The organism is Klebsiella sp. EMBS2024, assembly GCF_036233805.1.
Lineage (GTDB): Bacteria > Pseudomonadota > Gammaproteobacteria > Enterobacterales > Enterobacteriaceae > Klebsiella > Klebsiella pneumoniae.
This window is the reverse complement of record NZ_JAZARW010000001.1, coordinates 3062594-3082191: the sequence shown is the minus strand read 5'-3', so window position 1 is coordinate 3082191 and position 19598 is coordinate 3062594. Positions and strand designations below refer to the sequence as shown.

The following is a 19598-nucleotide window of genomic DNA, read 5'->3' as shown; positions in this document are numbered from 1 at the left end:
TCAATATCACTGGAGTAGTGAAAGATGAAAAAGCAAGCTGAGTTGTATCGTGGTAAGGCGAAGACAGTATACAGCACCGATAATCCGGACCTGCTGGTACTGGAATTCCGTAACGATACGTCAGCAGGTGATGGCGCGCGCATCGAGCAGTTCGATCGTAAAGGTATGGTGAACAACAAATTCAACCATTTCATTATGAGTAAACTGGCAGAAGCGGGCATCCCTACCCAGATGGAAGCGCTGCTCTCCGATACCGAATGTCTGGTGAAAAAACTGGATATGGTGCCGGTAGAGTGCGTGGTGCGTAACCGTGCGGCAGGCTCGCTGGTAAAACGTTTAGGCATTGAAGAAGGTATCGAGCTGAATCCGCCGCTGTTCGACCTGTTCCTGAAAAACGATGCTATGCACGATCCGATGGTCAACGACTCCTACTGCGAAACCTTCGGCTGGGTGAGTAAAGAGAATCTGGCGCGGATGCGCGAGCTGACCTACAAAGCCAACGACGTGCTGAAAAAACTGTTCGATGACGCCGGTCTGATTCTGGTGGACTTTAAGCTGGAGTTTGGTCTGTTCAAAGGCGAAGTGGTGCTGGGCGACGAGTTTTCGCCGGACGGCAGCCGCCTGTGGGATAAAAACACCCTCGATAAAATGGACAAAGACCGCTTCCGCCAGAGCCTTGGCGGCCTGATCGAAGCCTACGAAGAAGTGGCTCACCGCCTGGGCGTTAAGCTCGACTAACCCGCCCGCCGCCAGAAGATGGCCTCATCTTCTGGCGTCTCTTGCTGTTTCCTGTGGTAATCCTGCGCTGAACCGCCTACGATCTCTGCTATTGATACATAACAGGGAATGAGGTGCTTATGCGCTGGCAAGGGCGTCGCGAAAGCGACAATGTTGAAGATCGACGTGGACAATCAGGCTCGCCGTTTGGCGGCGGCGGGGGCGGCGGCTTCCGTCTGCCGAGCGGGAANGGCGGCATTGTACTGCTGATTATTGTGCTGGTGGCGGGCTACTACGGCGTGGATTTGACCGGCATGTTGACCGGCGAACCGATGCCGCAGCAGCAGACCTCCACGCAGCGCTCCATCAGTCCGAAAGACGATGAAGCGGCGAAGTTTACTTCCGTCATTCTGGCTACCACCGAAGATACCTGGGGGCCGATCTTTGAAAAGATGGGCCGCCAGTACCCGCAGCCAAAGCTGGTGCTCTACCGCGGCGCGACCCGTACCGGCTGCGGCACCGGTCAGTCGGTGATGGGCCCCTTCTATTGTCCTGCCGACAGTACGGTCTATATCGACCTGTCATTCTACGATGAGATGAAAAATAAACTGGGCGCCGACGGCGACTTTGCCCAGGGGTACGTCATTGCTCATGAAGTGGGTCATCACGTACAAAAACTGCTGGGCATTGAGCCGAAGGTCCGCCAGCAACAGCAGCATGCCACGCAGGCCGAAGCCAACCGCCTGTCGGTTAAGATGGAGCTGCAGGCAGACTGCTTCGCCGGCGTCTGGGGTCATAATATGCAGCAGCAGGATATTCTGGAAACTGGCGATCTGCAGGAGGCGCTGAACGCCGCCGAGGCCATCGGCGACGATCGTCTACAGCAGCAGAGCCAGGGACGCGTGGTGCCGGACAGTTTTACCCACGGCACCTCGAAACAGCGCTACACCTGGTTCAAACGCGGTTTCGATAGCGGCGATCCGGCGCAGTGCAATACCTTCGGCAGCGCGCTGTAATCGTCCCCCATGATGGACGCGCTGCTTGACCTCACCGCGCAAATGGCGCGGGAGGGGATCCGTCGCCTGCTGGTGCTCAGCGGCGATGAGAGCTGGACGCTGCAGCAGGCGCAGGCGCTACGGGAGAGGCTCGGCGGCGATGGCCTGTGGGTTGGCCCCGAGCCGGGTTCTGCGCCCTGCGTGGCGCCCGGCGCGCTGAAAACGCTGCTGGGGCGGGAAGTGATGCACGCCTTTTTCGATGCCCGGCGCGGGTTTGATGTGGCCGCCATGGCGGCCCTGAGCGGCACGCTGCGGGCGGGAAGCTGGCTGGTGCTGCTGACGCCCCCCTTCGCCGACTGGCCGACCCGGGCGGATGAGGACTCTCTGCGCTGGAGCGATACGCCTGACCCTATCGTTACCCCTAACTTTGTTCACCGCTGCTGTCGGCAGTTTATCGCCGATCCGGAGGTGTTGCTCTGGCGGCAGTCGGACCGGCCACGTTTCCCGCTGGCCGCCCCGCGTCCCGACTGGCATCCCGCCGATGGCCGCCCGCAGGCCGAGCAGGCGGCAATCCTTGAGCAACTGATACGACTGCCGCCCGGTATCGCGGCGGTGACGGCGGAGCGTGGACGGGGGAAGTCCGCGCTGGCGGGCATGCTCCTGCGCCAGCTTGGGGGCGAGGCCATCGTCACCGCCCCAACGCGTAGCGCTGTCGAGGTGCTGGCCAGCTTTGCCGGGGAGACGTTGCGCTTTATGGCGCCCGATGCGCTGCTGGCGTCGAAAGAAAAGGCGGCGTGGCTGATAGTCGATGAGGCCGCGGCTATCCCGGCTCCGCTTCTCCGGCAACTGGTGAGCCGTTTTCCCCGCACGCTACTCACCACGACGGTGCAAGGGTACGAGGGCACCGGTCGCGGGTTCCTGCTGAAATTTTGCGCCAGTCTGCCCCATCTGCAATCGTTCACCCTGAACGCCCCGATCCGCTGGGCGGCGGGCTGTCCGCTGGAGTCAGCCATCAGTCAGTTGCTTATCTTTAACGATGAAGCATTTCGCGACGCGCCGATGGGGGAGCTAGCCCTGGAGGCGGTCAATCAGTCCTGCTGGCAAACGCAGCCAGCGCTACCGGAGGCGATGTACCAGCTATTGTCCGGGGCGCATTACCGAACTTCCCCGCTCGATCTGCGGCGCATGATGGATGCTCCGGGCCAGGCTTTCCGCTGCGCTCGCGCCGGCGGCGCGGTGGCGGGCGCCCTGTGGCTAGTGGCCGAGGGGGGACTTTCTCGCGAACTTAGCCGGGCGGTATGGGCGGGTTTTCGCCGGCCGCGCGGGAATCTGGTCGCCCAGTCGCTGGCGGCGCACGGCGGCAGTCCCCTGGCGGCGACGCTGCGCGGGCTGCGGGTCAGTCGGATCGCTGTCCATCCCACCCGCCAGCGGGAAGGCCTGGGGCGGAAGATGATCGCCGATATCGCCGCCGATGCCGCTGGCTATGACTATCTCTCCGTCAGCTTCGGCTATACCGCTGAGCTGTGGCGCTTCTGGCAACGCTGCGGGTTTACCCTCGTACGGCTGGGTACCCATCGCGAGGCCAGCAGCGGCTGCTATACGGCGATGGCCCTCTATCCGTTGACCGCGGCAGGGCGCCAGCTGGCGCAGCGGGAGGCGCAGCGGCTGCAGCGCGATGAATACTGGCTTCGCCCGTGGCGAGAGGAATCCGCGCCGCTGCCGGCCGTCGCAGACGCTATGCTTAGTGATGAGGACTGGCTGGAAGCGGCGAGCTTTGCCTTCGCCCACCGCCCGCTGGCCGCGGCGCTGGGCTGCCTCAACCGCCTACTGATGCAGGCCGACATGCCGTTGCCGGCCCTGCGGGGACGACTGCAGGGCAAAGAGGAGGCCGCACTCTGCGCCGTGCTGCAGCTGACGGGGCGTAAAGCCTTGCAGGCGAGATGGCGTCGGGAGGCCGCTGACGCCTTGCGCTTCCTTGATGCAGCGCGCGCTGATGCGCTGCGTCAGCAGGTGGCGCATCTGCAATTTTTTTAACTAACTCATTCAGTTAAATGGCATGGTCATATCTGGCGAGCGGCGTACACTGCCCGCAAACACTAAGGAGACAGCCATGAAACACGATCATTTTATTGTTCAAAGTCCTGCGACACCTGCGCAACAGCTGTTGCTGCTGTTTCATGGCGTAGGGGATAACCCGGTCTCCATGGGGCAAATCGGCAGCTGGTTCGCACCGCAGTTTCCCGATGCGCTGATCGTCAGCATTGGCGGGGTGGAACCTTGCGGCCCCAACGGTCGGCAGTGGTTTTCGCTGCAGGGGGTGACGGAAGAGAATCGTCAGCAGCGCATCGACGCCATTATGCCGACCTTTATTGAAATTGTACGCTACTGGCAGGAAAAGAGCGGCGTCAGTCCACTGGCCACCGCGCTGATCGGTTTCTCTCAGGGGGCGATTATGTCGCTGGAGAGTATCAAAGCGGCGCCGGATCTGGCTTCGCGGGTCATCGCCTTTAATGGCCGCTATGCGACGCTGCCGGAGACGGCAACGACGGCCACTACCATTCACCTGATCCACGGGGGTGAAGATCGGGTTATCGACCTGGCGTGGGCGGTGTCGGCCGAGGAGGCGTTACAGCAGGCGGGCGGCGACGTGACCTTAGATATTGTCGACGATCTCGGGCATGCCATTGACGATCGCAGTATGCAGTTGGCGATCGAGCGTCTGCGTTATACCGTGCCAAAGCACTATTTTGATGAGGCGCTGAGCGGCAGTACGCCAAAAGGGGATGATATCATCGAAATGCTGTAACCCCGGAGAGCGGGGTTACAGGCGGGCGGTACCGCGATAAAGGCAAACTTACGGTTTCTTCGACTGGTCGTGCTTCGGCCAGTCGTCGTCGTCGTCCCATTTATCGTTAAAATCACGGTGCGGCGGCAGATCGGGTTTGTTGTTGAGGAATTTTTTGTGGTCAACGCGATTTAGATCTTTAATCACGTTGATAATTACCCCCACCAAAAAGACCAGCACCAGAATCCACCAGTGTTTAATAAGCCATTCCATGCGCGCTTCCTCTTTACGTCAATTCGTCAGGCGACCAGCTGTTCCATGACGCGTTGATACATCCGCGCCAGCAGCTGCAGGTCGGCGGCGTTCACACATTCATTAATTTTGTGAATCGTTGCGTTTACGGGGCCCAGCTCAACCACCTGCGCCCCCATGCGCGCGATAAACCGTCCGTCTGAGGTGCCGCCGTTGGTTAACAGCTGCGGTTTGATCTCATTATAGTGCTCAATCGCGTTGACGACCGCATCCACCAGCTTGCCCCGTCCGGTGAGGAACGGCTGGCCGGAGAGCCACCACTCCACGCTGTAACGCAGCTGGTATTTTTCCAGCAGGGCGATCACCCGGGATTTGATCATCTCGTCCGTCAGCTCCGTACTGAAGCGGAAGTTGAACTGGACGAACATATCGCCGGGGATCACGTTATTGCTGCCGGTGCCGGACTGCACGTTGGCGATCTGCATGCTGGTCGGCGGGAAGAACTCATTGCCTTTATCCCACTCGATATTGACCAGTTCCGCCAGCATCGGCGCCGCGCGGTGGACAGGGTTATCGGCAAGGTGCGGATAGGCGACATGCCCCTGCACGCCGTGAATAGTCAGGTTGCAGGTCAGCGAGCCGCGGCGGCCGTTTTTCACCACATCGCCGACCACTTCGGTACTGGAAGGTTCGCCGACCAGACAATAGTCCAGACGCTCGTTACGCGCCATCAGCGTCTCCACCACTTTGACGGTGCCGTTTTTGGCGCTGGCCTCTTCATCAGAGGTGATCAAAAACGCCAGTCGGCCCCTATGGTTCGGGTACTGCGCGACAAAACGCTCTGCGGCAACCACCATCGCCGCCAGCGAGCCTTTCATATCCGCCGCTCCGCGGCCAAACAGCATCCCGTCGCGGATGGTCGGTTCGAACGGGGGATTGATCCAGCGGTCGGCGTCGCCTGCCGGGACTACGTCGGTGTGGCCGGCGAAGGCCAGCGTCTCGCCGTGGCCGCGCCAGGCCCAGAAATTCTGCGTATCGCCGAAATCCATCGGTTCAACGGTAAAGCCGATCGCACGCAGGCGTTCAATCATTAACGCCTGGCATCCCGCATCATCGGGGCTAAGGGAAGGGCGGCGAATAAGCTGCTGAGCCAGCTCAATGACCGGGCAAGACATAGACTATACCTCGTTAAACTGCTGATAACTTGCTTCACTAAAACCCAGCAGCATAGGACGACCGGGCGCGCAGAGCAATGGGCGTTTGATAATTGCCGGCATTTCCAGCATCAATGCGGCTGCGGCGTCGGCATTATCGATGCTATTGCGCAGCGACTCGTCAAGTTTGCGCCAGGTGGTGCCACGGGTGTTCAGCAGCGCCTGCCAGCCCAGCTCGGCAATAAAGGTATCCAGTTGCGCACGCTCAAGGCCATCGGCGCGGTAATCATGGAAGCGATACTCAATCTGATGCGCTTCCAGCCAGCGGCGGGCTTTTTTAATGGTATCGCAGTTTTTAATTCCGTACATGGTGAGCATAGATAAACCTTTTACATTCAATTAAGCGGTTAACTCAGATATTTCCGAATATATAAGTCTTACTGAAATAATACGTGATTCAGATGAATAAATATAACTTTTTACCGGGGATCTCATTCGATATATCGGGTGGTTAAATGTTGGCCACCTGTGGGCATGATGTGAGGGCTTTAACATTATTGCAAAAATGTTGTCTGAGGTTGCTCTACGTCACATTATGTTTACATACGAAGCGGCATAGTAGCGACAACCAGAGGTTTTATCTCTGTCAGCGGTCCATAAGACAATCAGAGCAATAGGGGAGCACAACTTCCCATCGGTAATGAAGTTATATAGAATCGACCATAATAATAAGAGAGGCTATTATGATTGAACATGAACTGGGGAACTGGAAAGACTTTATTGAAGGCATGCTTCGTAAATAAATTTCCGCAATGTGAGCAGGGGAATAACGCGAAGTAAATAAGCGCGCTAGGGTTCTGAACACATAAAGAAGGCGACCACCGTGGTCGCCTTTTCTGTTATTACGCCTCGCCGCCGAAGCTCGTCGGTTTATTGCGGACGCTCCTTTAGCGGAAAACGGCGACGCACCAGCACAAAGAACAGCGGCACGAAAAAGATCGCCAGCACGGTGGCGGAGATCATCCCGCCCATCACTCCGGTGCCGACCGCATGCTGGCTGCCGGAACCGGCGCCGGTGCTGGTCGCCATCGGCAGCACGCCGAAGATGAACGCCAGCGAGGTCATCAGGATGGGGCGCAGGCGCTGACGGCAAGCCGACAGCGTGGCGCTGAGCAGATCCTGGCCCTTCTCGTTGAGCTCATTGGCGAACTCGACGATCAGAATGGCGTTTTTCGCCGACAGGCCGATCACCGTCAACAGACCCACCTGGAAGTACACGTCATTCTCCAGCCCGCGCATCCAGGTCGCCAGCAGGGCGCCAATCACCCCCAGCGGCACCACCAGCATCACCGAGAACGGCACCGACCAGCTCTCGTACAGCGCCGCCAGGCACAGGAACACCACCAGCAGAGAAATCGCGTACAGGGCCGGCGCCTGAGCGCCAGAGAGGCGTTCCTGGTAGGACATGGCGGTCCATTCGAGGCCAAAGCCGGTGGGTAACTGCGCGGCCAGCTTCTCCATCATGTCCATCGCGGTACCGGTACTGATACCCGGCGCCGCCTCACCGACGATCTCGACCGCTGAGTAGCCATTGTAGCGTTCCAGCCGCGGCGAGCCGGTCTCCCAGCGCGAGGTGGCGAAGGCCGAGAATGGCACCATCGTGCCGCTGCTGTTGCGCACGTACCAAAGATTGATATCGTCAGGCAGCATCCGGTATTTCGCCGCCGCCTGGACGTAGACTTTCTTTACCCGGCCGCGATCCATAAAGTCGTTGACGTAGCTCGACCCCCACGCGGTTTGCAGCGTATCGTTGATGTCGTCAATGGAGACGCCAAGCGCCTGCGCTTTACGCTGATCGATATCGACCTGCAGCTGCGGACTGTCATCGAGCCCGTTATGCCGGACGCGGGTCAACAGCGGATTTTTCCCGGCCAGCTCAAGTAGCGTATCGCGCGCCGCCATCAGCGCATCGTGCCCCTTCCCGGCATGATCCTCCAGCTCCATATCGAAGCCTGCCGAACTGCCGAGGCCGCTGATCGCCGGCGGGCTGCTGGCGATAACCCGCGCTTCGTTAATCTGATTAAACGCTTTGGTGGCGCGTTCAATAATGGCAAAGGAGGTGCCGGTTTGCGGGTCGCGCTGGTCCCAGTCTTTGAGACGAACGAACATACGGGCCACGTTCTGCCCATTGCCGCCGGGGCCGGAGCCAACGGTAGCGAACACCGACTCGACGTTCTGCTTCTCGTTATTGAGGAAGTAATCTTCCGCCTTCTGCACCACCTTCAGCGTCTGCTGCTGGGTGCTGCCGCTCGGCAACTGGACCGAGGTGGTGAACATCCCGCGATCCTCCAGCGGCAGGAACGAGGTCGGCAAATGCAGAAACAGGAACACCATCCCGCCGAGCAGGACGACGTAGATCAGCATCCAGCGCAGCGAGCGGTGCAGTATTTTGCCGACGAAGGTTTCGTAGCGGCTGGCGCTGCGGTTGAAGGTGCGGTTGAACCAGCCGAAGAAGCCTTTTCTTTCATGGGATTCACCTGGCTTAACCGGCTTAAGCAGCGTGGCGCAAAGGGCAGGGGTGAGGATCATGGCCACCAGCACCGAGAGGACCATCGCCGCGACGATAGTGATTGAGAACTGGCGATAGATGGCGCCGGTGGTGCCGCCGAAGAAGGCCATCGGCACGAATACCGCCGACAGCACCATCGCGATCCCCACCAGCGCGCCCTGAATTTGTCCCATCGATTTGCGGGTCGCCTCGCGTGGCGACAGGCCCTCCTCGCTCATGATGCGCTCGACGTTCTCCACCACCACGATGGCGTCATCCACCAGCAGGCCGATCGCCAACACCATCGCGAACATCGTCAGGGTGTTGATGCTGTAGCCACAGGCATACAGCACCGCGAAAGTGCCCATCAGCACCACCGGCACGGCGATGGTCGGGATCAGGGTGGCGCGGAAGTTCTGCAGGAACAGATACATCACGAGGAAGACCAGCAGGATCGCCTCCAGCAGGGTTTTCACCACGTCGGTGATGGAAGCCTTCACGAAGGAGGTGGTCTCGTAGGCGACCTTATATTCCAGACCGTGGGGGAAAAACTGCGCCAGCTCATTGAGGCGATTGATCACGCGCTCCGCGGTGGCCATTTCGTTGGCGCCGGAAGCCAGCTTGATCCCGAGGCCTGAGGCCGGCTGGCGGTTGTAGCGGCTAAGATAGTCGTACTTCTCCGCCCCCATCTCGACGGTGGCGACATCGCCCAGCGTCACCTCTGAACCATCCTGATTGACGCGCAGAGTGATATTGCGGAACTGCTCCGGGGTTTGCAGCAGAGATTGCGAGTTGATGGTGGCGTTCAGCGCTTGCTTATCGACCGAAGGCGTCCCGCCAAGCTGGCCGACGGCAATCTGGGCGTTCTGCGAACTGATGGCGTCGGTAACATCCTTGGTGGTCATCTGGTAGCTGTTGAGCTTCGCCGGGTCGAGCCAGATGCGCATTGAGTATTGCGAACCGTAGGCGTCGATATCCCCCACGCCGTTGACGCGGCTGAGCGGGTCCTGGATGTTACTGGCGACGTAGTCGGCGATATCTTGTTTATCCATACTGCCGTCAGTGGAGACGAAGGCGAGCGTCAGGATATTGGTATCACCGGTCTTGCGTACCGTCACCCCCTGGTTTTGCACCGCCTGCGGCAGCTTACGCATCGCCGACTGTAGCTGGTTCTGAACCTGCTGCACGGCTTCATCCGGGTCGGTACCGGCGGTAAAGCTGAGGGTGATCGTCGCCTGGCCGGTGGCGCTGCTCTGGGAGGACATATACATCAGGTTATCGAGGCCGGTCATATTCTGTTCGATAACCTGAGTGACGGTATTCTCCAGGGTTTGCGCGGAAGCGCCGGGATAGTTGGCGGTGATCCGCACATTCGGCGGGGCGAGGTCGGGATACTGTTCAACCGGCAGCGACAAAATGGCAAGGGTGCCCGTCAGGCATAACAGGATTGCCAGCACCCATGCAAAAATGGGGCGATCGATAAAGAAATTCGCCATCAGAATAAAAACCTCATATGCACATTTTCTTGTTATTGCACAGCCTGTGCCACTTTAGCGCCAGCCTCTCCGGCAATCGTGGAGAAATTAAGGAGATAGTGTAATTTATCATGTTGCTTTTGCCGTATCGTAAAGAAACCTCGAGCTTTCCTGCCAGCAGGTAGCGAGTCTGCTTCGTCACCGCAGACCGGCGCATTATCCCTTGCCGGTGTGAAACCTCATTTCATTTAAGTCAAAAAAATTGATCCAAAACGGATTCTCTCCAGAAAAAGTTTATCCTGGGCAATTGGACATTGTTCCGGCGTCATCTTGTCGGGTAATAAATAGGCATGCGCATTGAGGGGTTATTCACCAAGAAGACAAAAGGAAGCCATGAACCACTTTATTTTGAGCGATAGCCGAAAGTGCATCGGCTGCCAGGCCTGCGAAGTGGCCTGCGTGATGGCGCATAACGAGGAGCAACACGTGCTGACCCCGCAGCGCTTTTTGCCACGTATCACCGTGATCAAAGCGGAGGGCCAGCGTAACGCCATCACCTGCCGCCACTGCGAGGACGCCCCCTGCGTCCGCAGTTGTCCCAACGACGCCATCGCCCAGTCCGGCGACAGCGTTCAGGTCCGTCAGGAGAAATGCATTGGCTGTAAATCCTGCATGGTGGCCTGCCCGTTCGGGGTGATGCAGGTGGTGGTGACGCCGCAGGCCGCAGGCCTGGTGAAAGCCAGCGCGCACAAGTGCGATCTATGCCAGGGCCGCGAGGCGGGGCCGGCCTGTGTGGAAAACTGTCCCGCGCAGGCGCTGACCCTCGCCGACGATGAGACGTTGATCACCCTGGCGAAGCAGCGGCGACTGCGCTCGGCATGCCAGGAGGTGCAGCCGTGGCAGCGCGCTACGCCGCTCTGCAGCCAGCCCAATGCTGGCGCGAAGGTCAGGCAAATGGCGATGACGCCCCCGCGCGGGGAGCCGGATAAGCTGGCGGCGGAGGTGCGTAAGAGCCACTTTGAGGAGATCTATCAGCCGTTCACCCCGGAGCAGGCGCAGCAGCAGGCCGCCCGCTGTCTCACGTGTGGGGAGCACAGTATTTGCGAATGGACCTGCCCGCTGCATAACCATATCCCGCAGTGGATTGAGCTGGTTAAAGCGGGGAATATCGCCGCTGCGGTCGCGCTTTCCCATCAGACCAACTGCCTGCCGGAGATCACTGGCCGCGTCTGTCCCCAGGACCGGCTGTGTGAAGGCGCCTGCACCCTGCGCGATGAAAGCGGGGCAGTCACCATCGGCAATATTGAGCGCTATATTTCCGACCAGGCGCTGGCCAGCGGCTGGCGTCCGGACCTTTCGCAGGTTAAGCCGAGCGGCAAGCGGGTGGCGATTATCGGCGCCGGGCCTGCCGGGCTGGCCTGCGCCGATATGCTGGTGCGCCACGGCGTCCAGCCGGTGGTCTTCGACCGTCATCCGGAGATTGGCGGTCTGCTGACCTTCGGCATTCCGGCGTTCAAGCTGGATAAATCGCTATTGGCCCGGCGGCGGGCGATCTTCAGCGAGATGGGTATCCGCTTTGAGCTCAATTGCGAGGTGGGGAAAGATATCTCCATGGCGACACTGCTGGCCGATTATGACGCGGTGTTCGTCGGCGCCGGAACCTATCGCTCCATGAAGGCGGGGCTGCCGAACGAAGAGGCCCCCGGGGTCTACGATGCGCTGCCGTTCCTCATCGCCAACACCAAACAGGTGATGGGGCTGGCGGCATCGGCGCAAGAGCCTTATGTCAACACCGCCGGGCTGAACGTGGTGGTGCTGGGCGGCGGCGATACGGCGATGGACTGCGTGCGCACCGCGCTGCGCCACGGCGCCCGCCAGGTGACCTGCGCCTATCGGCGAGATGAAGCCAACATGCCGGGCTCGAAAAAAGAGGTCAAAAACGCCCGCGAAGAGGGGGCGCTCTTTGAGTTTAACGTCCAGCCGGTGACGCTTGAGCTGGACGAGAACGGGCGGGTTAACGGGGTACGCTTTTTGCGCACCGAGCTGGGCGCTCCGGACGCCGGGGGAAGACGCCGTCCGACGCCGATCCCCGGCAGCGAGTTTGTTATGCCGGCAGATGCGGTGATCATGGCCTTTGGCTTCCACCCGCACCGCATGCCCTGGCTGGAGGCGGCGGGGGTGGCGCTGGACAGCCAGGGGCGTATTAAAGCCGGAGTGGAGAGCCGTTACCGTTATCAGACCAGTCAGGAGAAGATCTTTGCCGGCGGCGATGCCGTGCGCGGCGCAGACCTTGTAGTGACGGCGATGGCGGAAGGCCGTCACGCGGCGCAGGGGATCCTGGACTATCTGGCGCGGAAAACGACGCCGCTTCACTGACGACAAACCCGGCTCCGCAGCGTAGTATGAGGGCGTCCTTTTACGCTGTGGGGTCGGTATGTCACTCAATATTCACGTCATTAAAGATAAAATCCTCTCTGAGAACTGGTTCGTACTACGCAACATGACCTATGAGCTGACGCGGGCGGACGGCAGCGTCGTGCGCCACAAGCGCGAGGTCTACGATCGCGGCAATGGCGCCACCGTGCTGCTGTATAACCGCCATAAGCAGACGGTGGTCCTGGTGCGTCAGTTCCGTGTCGCCACCTGGGTCAATGGCAATCATGACGGCATGCTGATTGAAACCTGCGCCGGGCTGCTGGACAACGACGAGCCGGAAGCCTGCATTCGTAAAGAGGCGGTGGAAGAGACCGGCTACGAAGTGGGCAAGGTGAGAAAGCTGTTTGAGCTGTTTATGTCGCCAGGGGGCGTCACCGAGGTAGTGCATTTCTTTATCGCCGAGTACAGCGACGCGCAGCGAACCACCAGCGGCGGCGGGGTAGATGATGAAGCCATCGAGGTGCTGGAGCTGCCTTTTAGCCAGGCGCTGCAGATGGTCGCTGACGGGGAGATCCGCGACGGTAAGGCGGTCATTCTGCTGCAATATCTGCAAACCTCCGGCCTGATGTCGGGGAACTCTGACAAATCCGATTGAGTAACCCGCTGCCGTTGTCCAGGATAGGCGCCGTGGTCGGGTTTATCTGGGGTCGGGCGGTTCATGCTTTTTCGCGTCATCTTTTTCCTTTTTCTGGCGGTGCTGCCTTGCTCGCAGGCATGGTCGGCACCGACGCAGCAGCGCTTCAACGACTGGCTGGTCACCTGTAACAACCAAAATTTCTGCGTCACCCGTAACGTGGGGCTGCATCATGGCCTGGTGATGACCCTCAGCCGCAGCGCTGGGGCAGTCACTGACGCCAGTCTGCGTATCGAGCTGGGCGGCACCGGCAATCCAGTGGCGACGCTCGCGCCGATAGCGCCGCGCCTGCTGCTGGATGGTAAACCGCTGTCCCTGACCGACAAGCGCTGGCACATTGAAGATAAGCTCATTAAAACCGCCGACAGCGTGACGATCGATGCGTTTCTCCAGCAGGTTCAGGAGGGTAAAGCGCTCTCGCTGGCCAATGGCCTGCAGACCATCTCCCTGCAGGGGTTGAAAGCGGCTCTGTTTTTTATCGACGATCGGCAAAAGCGGGTAGGTAGCGAAACGGCCTGGGTCGGCAAAGGGGAAGAGCCGCCGCTCAGCGTACCGCCGGCGCCGGCGCTGCGCGCGGTGGCGAGCGCGGAAACGGCGCAGTCGCCGCTGGGGCGTGAGGAGCTCAACGATCTGATGGACTACGGTAATGAGCGGATGACCAACAGCCACTGTTCCCTCGATCCCTTCCGCCGTGAAATTCGCGTTACTGCGCTGACGGATGACAAAGTGCTGCTGATGACCAGCTGCGAATCCGGCGCCTACAACACCGTCTGGCTGGCCTGGCTGGTCTCCCGCCAGCGCCCCTATGTCGCCCGTCAGGTGCGGCTAACGTTGCCATTTCAGCCGCCGGGCGAGGCGCCGCGGGAGATTGAGCTGATCAACGCCAGCTATGATGACCGCCGCCATGAGCTGGTGACCCTGGATAAAGGCCGCGGGGCCGGCGATTGCGGGATCCAAACCCGCTGGCGTTTTGACGGCCAGCGGTTCAGCCTCTCCCGCTACGCGCAGCAGCCGACGTGCGACAACTGGCAGGGGCCAGATGCCTGGCCCACGCTGTGGATCACCCGTTAAGCACCTGTTCGGCGGTGGCGACGATATGGTCGACCGTAAAGCCAAAGAACGGGAACAACTGCTCTGCCGGGGCGGATTCGCCATAGCCGGTCATGCCGACGATCTTGCCTTTTAAGCCGACATATTTATACCAGTAGTCCGCTATCCCGGCTTCGACCGCCACCCGGGCGCTGACGTCCGACGGCAGCACCGATTCGCGCCAGGCCTCATCCTGGGCGTCAAACACATCAGTGGAAGGGAGCGAGACGACCCGCACATTTACCCCTTTGGCCAACAGTTTTTCCGCGGCCAGGACGGTGATCTCCACTTCCGAGCCGGTGGCGATGAGGATCAGGTCGGGCTTGCCGCCGGCATCCTTAAGCACGTAGCCACCCCGGGCGATATCCTGCACCTGTTCCGGGGTACGCGGCATCTGCGCCAGGTTTTGTCGCGACAGGATCAGCGCCGTCGGCCCGCCCTGTCGCGCGATAGCCGCCTGCCAGGCGACGGCGGTCTCCACCTGGTCGCAGGGGCGCCAGGTGCTGAAGTTGGGCGTCAGCCGCAGACTGGCCAGCTGTTCCACCGCCTGGTGCGTCGGCCCGTCTTCCCCAAGACCGATCGAGTCATGGGTATAGACCATGATCTGCCGGGCCTTCATCAGGGCTGCCATGCGCGCGGCGTTGCGGGCGTACTCCACAAACATCAGGAAGGTCGAGGTATAAGGAATAAAGCCCCCGTGCAGGGCAATGCCGTTGGCCACCGCGGTCATGCCAAACTCGCGCACCCCGTAGTGGATATAATTGCCCGCAGGATCTTCTTTAATCGATGTCGATCCAGACCAGATGGTCAGGTTACTCGGCGCAAGATCCGCAGAACCGCCCAGCAGTTCCGGGAGGTGCGGGCCGTAGGCGTTCAGCGCGTTTTGCGAAGCCTTGCGACTGGCGATTTTCGCCGGCTCGGCCTGCAGTTTCGCCACGTAGTCGCGGGCGGTCGCGGCAAAGTCTTCCGGCAGGGCGCCATTCATACGTCGGGTCAGCTCAGAGGCCAACTCCGGGAACTGCTGCTGGTAGGCGGCGAATTTCTCGTTCCAGGCGTGCTCCGCTTTTTCCCCGCGCGGACGCGCATCCCAGCCCGCATAGATCTCTTTCGGGATCTCGAACGGAGGATATTTCCAGCCAAGCTGCTGGCGGGCCAGCGCTACCTCTTTTTCGCCCAGCGCCGCCCCGTGAGACTCCTCTGAGCCGGCTTTGTTGGGCGAACCGAAGCCGATGATGGTCCGGCAGATAATCAGTGACGGTTTATCTTTCACCGCCTGCGCTTCCGTTATCGCCTGTTTGATAGCCTGCGGATCGTGGCCGTCGATATCGCCTATGACGTGCCAGTGATAGGCGCGGAAGCGTTCCGCCGTATCATCGGAAAACCAGCCTTCGGTTTTGCCGTCGATGGAGATGCCGTTGTGATCGTAAAAACCGATCAGCTTGCCCAGTCCGAGCGTGCCGGCCAGCGAACAGGCCTCATGGGAGATCCCCTCCATCAAACAGCCATCGCCCATGAACACCCAGGTGTGATGGTCAATGATCTCATGGCCGGGGCGATTAAATTGCGCCGCCAGCGTCCGTTCGGCGATGGCCATCCCAACGGCGTTCGCCAGCCCCTGGCCCAGCGGGCCGGTGGTGGTTTCCACCCCAGGGGTATAGCCATGCTCCGGGTGGCCGGGCGTTTTAGAGTGCATCTGACGGAACTGCTTCAGTTCAGACAGCGGCAGATCGTAGCCGGTCAGGTGCAGCAGACTGTAGAGCAGCATCGACGCGTGGCCGTTGGACAAGATGAAACGGTCGCGGTCCACCCAGTCAGGGTTCTGCGGATTGTGCTTGAGAAAATCGTTCCACAGCACTTCGGCAATATCAGCCATCCCCATCGGCGCACCGGGATGGCCGGAGTTGGCTTTCTGCACGGCGTCCATACTCAGGGCGCGGATGGCGTTGGCAAGCTCTCTTCGGGACATATTTTTCTCCGTGAGACTAAAGTGACAGTTTGGCGGCAAGCAGATCTTCCAGTTTGCGCTGATCGACGGCGAACAGGCGGATCCCCTCCGCTAGCTTTTCGACCGCCATCGGATCCTGATTATGTTCCCAGCGGAACTCCGCTTCACTGAGCGGCACCGGACGCGGCAGGATCTGGCTGGCAGGGATCAGTTTGCGCACCACCGGGGTATCGCTGGCCTGCAGCTCTTTTAATAAAGGCGGGGCGATGGTCAACCGGTCGCAGCCGACCAGCGCCAGGATCTGCTCGGTGCGGCGGAAGCTGGCGCCCATCACGATAGTGTTGTATTTATGCTGTTTGAAATAGTCATAGATATTGCGCACCGATTTCACCCCCGGATCTTCCTCCACCACGTAAGGCTCCAGCGGTTTGCGCGCCTGATACCAGTCATAAATACGCCCAACGAACGGGGAGATGAGATAAACCCCGGCCTCGGCGCAGGCCCGGGCCTGGGCGAAGGAAAACAGCAGCGTCAGGTTGCAGTGGATCCCCTCTTTCTCCAGCACCTCCGCGGCGCGGATCCCCTCCCAGGTGGATGCCAGCTTGATCAGGATCCGCGACTTATCAATGCCCATCTCCTGATACAGCGCCACCAGGTGGCGAGCCTTCTCGATACTTTTCTCGCGGTTGAAGGAGAGCCGGGCGTCCACCTCGGTGGAGACCCGCCCGGGAATGCTTTTGAGGATCTCCGCGCCAAAATTGACCGCCAGCTTATCGCAGGCGTGAGCCACCTGCGCTTCGCGGCCGCCACCCTGTTTTTTGGCCCAGGCGATAGCGTCGTCGATGAGGCCGCTATAGGACGCCAGGCCGGCGGCCTTCAGCAGCAGAGAGGGGTTGGTGGTGGCGTCTTCCGGATGGTAGTGGCGGATGGATTCGATGTCTCCGCTGTCGGCGACCACCGTGGTGAACTGCTTGATGCTGTCTAACTGATTCATGGATAAGTCCTCCTGGAACAAGGTGTTACATGAGTGCTTGCCGGTATACGGTATAAACATTGATGAGGTACATAACCAAAAAGCATAGCAGACAGGGCTATTATTGGCGGCGAATCCGGGTAACATAACCGCTATAAATTGATAACAACAAAATCATAACGATGGCCAGAGTTTGGCGGTGTTCAAAGTTTATCGCCCCGCCAGGAGGGATACTGTCTGCCACTGAAAGGTGAACGACAGGATGGTCATCACGCTTTTCCCCTACGAACGATACGTGAAAGAAAGGAATAGAAAATGGATGAGCAGTTAAAACAGAGCGCCCTCGACTTCCACGAATTTCCGGTTCCCGGAAAAATCCAGGTCTCGCCGACCAAACCTCTCGCCACCCAGCGCGATCTGGCGCTGGCCTACTCGCCGGGCGTCGCAGCTCCCTGCCTGGAAATCGAAAAAGATCCGCTGGCCGCCTACAAATACACTGCCCGCGGCAACCTGGTGGCGGTCGTCTCCAACGGCACCGCGGTGCTGGGGCTCGGCAACATCGGCGCGCTGGCCGGTAAGCCGGTAATGGAGGGCAAAGGCGTCCTGTTTAAGAAATTTGCCGGTATCGATGTGTTTGATATCGAAGTCGATGAGCTGGATCCGGACAAATTCATTAACGTCGTCGCCGCCCTCGAACCAACCTTCGGCGGTATCAACCTGGAAGATATTAAAGCGCCGGAGTGTTTCTACATCGAGCAGCAGCTGCGCGAGCGGATGAATATCCCGGTCTTCCATGACGATCAGCACGGCACGGCGATCATCAGCACCGCGGCGATCCTCAACGGTCTGCGCGTCGTCGAGAAGAATCTGTCCGACGTGCGGATGGTGGTCTCCGGCGCGGGCGCGGCGGCGATCGCCTGTATGAATCTGCTGGTGGCGCTGGGGATGCAAAAGCACAACATCGTGGTCTGCGATTCGAAAGGCGTTATCTATAAAGACCGTGAGCCGAACATGGCGGAAACCAAAGCGGCCTATGCGGTGGAAGACGACGGCAAACGCACCCTCGATGACGTGATCGACGGCGCCGACATTTTCCTCGGCTGCTCTGGCCCGAAAGTGCTGACTCAGGAGATGGTGAAGAAGATGGCGCGGGCGCCGCTGATCCTCGCCCTGGCCAACCCGGAGCCGGAAATTCTGCCGCCGCTGGCGAAGCAGGTCCGCGATGACGCCATCATCTGTACCGGCCGCTCCGACTACCCTAACCAGGTCAACAACGTACTTTGCTTCCCGTTCATCTTCCGCGGCGCGCTGGACGTCGGCGCGACGGCGATCAACGAAGAGATGAAGCTGGCGGCGGTGCATGCAATTGCCGAGCTGGCCCATGCCGAGCAGAGCGAAGTGGTGGCCTCCGCCTACGGCGATCAGGATTTAAGCTTTGGTCCGGAGTACATCATTCCGAAACCGTTCGACCCGCGGCTGATCGTCAAGATCGCCCCCGCGGTGGCGAAGGCGGCAATGGATTCCGGCGTGGCAACGCGCCCGATCGCTGATTTTGACGCCTATATCGAGAAGCTGAGCGAGTTCGTCTATAAAACCAACCTGTTTATGAAGCCTATCTTCTCTCAGGCGCGCAAAGAGCCGAAGCGCGTGGTGCTGGCGGAAGGGGAGGAGACCCGGGTGCTGCACGCCACCCAGGAGCTGGTGTCTCTGGGACTGGCCAAACCGATTCTGGTGGGCCGCCCGAGCGTGATTGAAATGCGCATCCAGAAGCTGGGCCTGCAGATCAAGGCCGGCGTTGACTTTGAGATCGTCAATAATGAATCCGACCCGCGGTTTAAAGAGTACTGGAGCGAGTACTACCAGCTGATGAAGCGCCGCGGCATTACCCAGGAGCAGGCGCAGCGGGCGGTGATTAGCAACACCACGGTGATTGGCGCCATCATGGTTCATCGCGGTGAAGCGGATGCGATGATCTGCGGGACTATTGGCGAGTACCACGATCACTACCGCGTGGTGCAGCCGCTGTTTGGCTATCGCGACGGCGTCAGCACCGCCGGGGCGATGAATGCGCTGCTGCTGCCGAGCGGCAACACCTTTATCGCCGATACCTATGTCAATCACGATCCGTCGCCGGAAGAGCTGGCGGAGATCACCCTGATGGCGGCGGAAAGCGTGCGTCGCTTCGGTATTGAGCCGCGGGTGGCATTGCTGTCGCACTCCAACTTTGGCTCTGCCGACTGCCCGTCAGCCAGCAAAATGCGTAAAACCCTGGAGCTGGTGAAGGCGAGCGCCCCGGAGCTGATGATCGATGGCGAAATGCATGGCGACGCAGCGCTGGTGGAAAGCATCCGCAACGATCGCATGCCGGACAGCCCGCTGAAGGGGGCGGCCAATATTCTGGTGATGCCGAATATGGAAGCCGCCCGGATCAGCTATAACCTGCTGCGCGTCTCCAGTTCGGAAGGGGTGACCGTCGGGCCGGTGCTGATGGGGGTGGCGAAGCCGGTGCATATCCTGACGCCGATCGCCTCCGTACGTCGCATCGTCAATATGGTGGCGCTGGCGGTTGTCGAAGCGCAAACTGAACCGCTGTAA

At 60.1% G+C, this 19598-nt stretch carries 15 protein-coding genes; 9 read left to right on the top strand and 6 right to left on the bottom strand.

What is annotated here, in order from left to right:
* Positions 1-24: 24 nt before the first annotated feature.
* The 4 genes from purC to ypfH all read left to right on the top strand — a co-directional run bounded on the left by purC (position 25) and on the right by ypfH (position 4518).
* Positions 25-738, top strand: a complete 714-nt coding sequence (purC, locus tag VZP09_RS14225; protein ID WP_002913801.1) for a phosphoribosylaminoimidazolesuccinocarboxamide synthase — start codon at positions 25-27, stop codon at positions 736-738.
* A 119-nt stretch (positions 739-857) separates the two neighbouring features.
* Complete coding sequence (gene ypfJ, locus VZP09_RS14220; protein WP_328795228.1) at positions 858-1733, top strand: KPN_02809 family neutral zinc metallopeptidase; 876 nt, start codon at positions 858-860, stop codon at positions 1731-1733.
* Between the two features lie 9 nt (positions 1734-1742).
* Positions 1743-3746, top strand: a complete 2004-nt coding sequence (locus VZP09_RS14215) for a tRNA(Met) cytidine acetyltransferase TmcA (RefSeq protein ID WP_135729572.1) — start codon at positions 1743-1745, stop codon at positions 3744-3746.
* 76 nt (positions 3747-3822) lie between these two features.
* Positions 3823-4518, top strand: coding sequence for an esterase (gene ypfH, locus VZP09_RS14210; RefSeq protein ID WP_002913770.1), 696 nt, complete (start codon positions 3823-3825; stop codon positions 4516-4518).
* A gap of 48 nt (positions 4519-4566) precedes the next feature.
* Here ypfH and VZP09_RS14205 read toward each other — a convergent pair whose 3' ends face one another.
* The 3 genes from VZP09_RS14205 to VZP09_RS14195 are packed head-to-tail and all read right to left on the bottom strand — an operon-like array spanning position 4567 to position 6281.
* A complete protein-coding gene (locus VZP09_RS14205; protein ID WP_002913768.1) occupies positions 4567-4770 on the bottom strand; it encodes a YpfN family protein in 204 nt (67 codons plus the stop codon).
* A gap of 26 nt (positions 4771-4796) precedes the next feature.
* On the bottom strand, positions 4797-5924 hold the full coding sequence (dapE, locus tag VZP09_RS14200) for a succinyl-diaminopimelate desuccinylase (protein WP_002913766.1): 1128 nt from the start codon (positions 5922-5924) through the stop codon (positions 4797-4799).
* A gap of 3 nt (positions 5925-5927) precedes the next feature.
* Positions 5928-6281, bottom strand: coding sequence for an ArsC family reductase (locus VZP09_RS14195; RefSeq protein ID WP_002913764.1), 354 nt, complete (start codon positions 6279-6281; stop codon positions 5928-5930).
* A 365-nt stretch (positions 6282-6646) separates the two neighbouring features.
* On the opposite strand from VZP09_RS14195, the gene ypfM reads away from it, so the two are divergent.
* Positions 6647-6706 (top strand): protein YpfM, encoded by a 60-nt coding sequence (gene ypfM / locus VZP09_RS14190; RefSeq protein WP_100181659.1) that lies wholly within the window; start codon positions 6647-6649, stop codon positions 6704-6706.
* A 127-nt stretch (positions 6707-6833) separates the two neighbouring features.
* Here ypfM and acrD read toward each other — a convergent pair whose 3' ends face one another.
* Positions 6834-9947: a multidrug efflux RND transporter permease AcrD gene (acrD, locus tag VZP09_RS14185; RefSeq protein WP_004185072.1), complete on the bottom strand. Its 3114-nt coding sequence runs from the start codon at positions 9945-9947 to the stop codon at positions 6834-6836.
* Positions 9948-10319: 372 nt separating this feature from the next.
* On the opposite strand from acrD, the gene aegA reads away from it, so the two are divergent.
* From aegA to VZP09_RS14170, 3 genes are all read left to right on the top strand, one after another.
* Positions 10320-12302 carry a formate-dependent uric acid utilization protein AegA gene (aegA, locus tag VZP09_RS14180; RefSeq protein ID WP_023301623.1) on the top strand — a complete coding sequence of 661 codons (1983 nt, stop codon included), beginning with the start codon at positions 10320-10322 and terminating at the stop codon, positions 12300-12302.
* A 58-nt stretch (positions 12303-12360) separates the two neighbouring features.
* Positions 12361-12957, top strand: a complete 597-nt coding sequence (nudK, locus tag VZP09_RS14175; RefSeq protein WP_060590134.1) for a GDP-mannose pyrophosphatase NudK — start codon at positions 12361-12363, stop codon at positions 12955-12957.
* 63 nt (positions 12958-13020) lie between these two features.
* Positions 13021-14067, top strand: coding sequence for a DUF1176 domain-containing protein (locus VZP09_RS14170; RefSeq protein WP_004149270.1), 1047 nt, complete (start codon positions 13021-13023; stop codon positions 14065-14067).
* Here the strand turns inward: VZP09_RS14170 and tkt are convergent.
* Together tkt and tal are read right to left on the bottom strand one after the other, a co-directional pair.
* Positions 14057-16051: a transketolase gene (gene tkt, locus VZP09_RS14165; protein WP_328795227.1), complete on the bottom strand. Its 1995-nt coding sequence runs from the start codon at positions 16049-16051 to the stop codon at positions 14057-14059. The genes VZP09_RS14170 and tkt overlap by 11 nt on opposite strands.
* 16 nt (positions 16052-16067) lie before the next feature.
* On the bottom strand, positions 16068-17024 hold the full coding sequence (gene tal, locus VZP09_RS14160; RefSeq protein WP_004174884.1) for a transaldolase: 957 nt from the start codon (positions 17022-17024) through the stop codon (positions 16068-16070).
* Between the two features lie 294 nt (positions 17025-17318).
* Between tal and maeB the strand changes: the two genes are divergently transcribed.
* On the top strand, positions 17319-19598 hold the full coding sequence (gene maeB, locus VZP09_RS14155; protein WP_023285413.1) for an NADP-dependent oxaloacetate-decarboxylating malate dehydrogenase: 2280 nt from the start codon (positions 17319-17321) through the stop codon (positions 19596-19598).

Bases quoted from the DNA above. Each gene is read 5' to 3' on its own strand.
- tkt (WP_328795227.1), bottom strand. From the start codon at position 16,051: ATGTCCCGAAGAGAGCTTGCCAACGCCATCCGCGCCCTGAGTATGGAC.
- nudK (WP_060590134.1), top strand. From the start codon at position 12,361: ATGTCACTCAATATTCACGTCATTAAAGATAAAATCCTCTCTGAGAAC.
- tal (WP_004174884.1), bottom strand. From the start codon at position 17,024: ATGAATCAGTTAGACAGCATCAAGCAGTTCACCACGGTGGTCGCCGAC.
- ypfH (WP_002913770.1), top strand. From the start codon at position 3,823: ATGAAACACGATCATTTTATTGTTCAAAGTCCTGCGACACCTGCGCAA.
- VZP09_RS14170 (WP_004149270.1), top strand. From the start codon at position 13,021: ATGCTTTTTCGCGTCATCTTTTTCCTTTTTCTGGCGGTGCTGCCTTGC.
- purC (WP_002913801.1), top strand. From the start codon at position 25: ATGAAAAAGCAAGCTGAGTTGTATCGTGGTAAGGCGAAGACAGTATAC.
- dapE (WP_002913766.1), bottom strand. From the start codon at position 5,924: ATGTCTTGCCCGGTCATTGAGCTGGCTCAGCAGCTTATTCGCCGCCCT.
- maeB (WP_023285413.1), top strand. From the start codon at position 17,319: ATGGATGAGCAGTTAAAACAGAGCGCCCTCGACTTCCACGAATTTCCG.
- aegA (WP_023301623.1), top strand. From the start codon at position 10,320: ATGAACCACTTTATTTTGAGCGATAGCCGAAAGTGCATCGGCTGCCAG.
- VZP09_RS14215 (WP_135729572.1), top strand. From the start codon at position 1,743: ATGATGGACGCGCTGCTTGACCTCACCGCGCAAATGGCGCGGGAGGGG.
- VZP09_RS14195 (WP_002913764.1), bottom strand. From the start codon at position 6,281: ATGCTCACCATGTACGGAATTAAAAACTGCGATACCATTAAAAAAGCC.
- acrD (WP_004185072.1), bottom strand. From the start codon at position 9,947: ATGGCGAATTTCTTTATCGATCGCCCCATTTTTGCATGGGTGCTGGCA.
- VZP09_RS14205 (WP_002913768.1), bottom strand. From the start codon at position 4,770: ATGGAATGGCTTATTAAACACTGGTGGATTCTGGTGCTGGTCTTTTTG.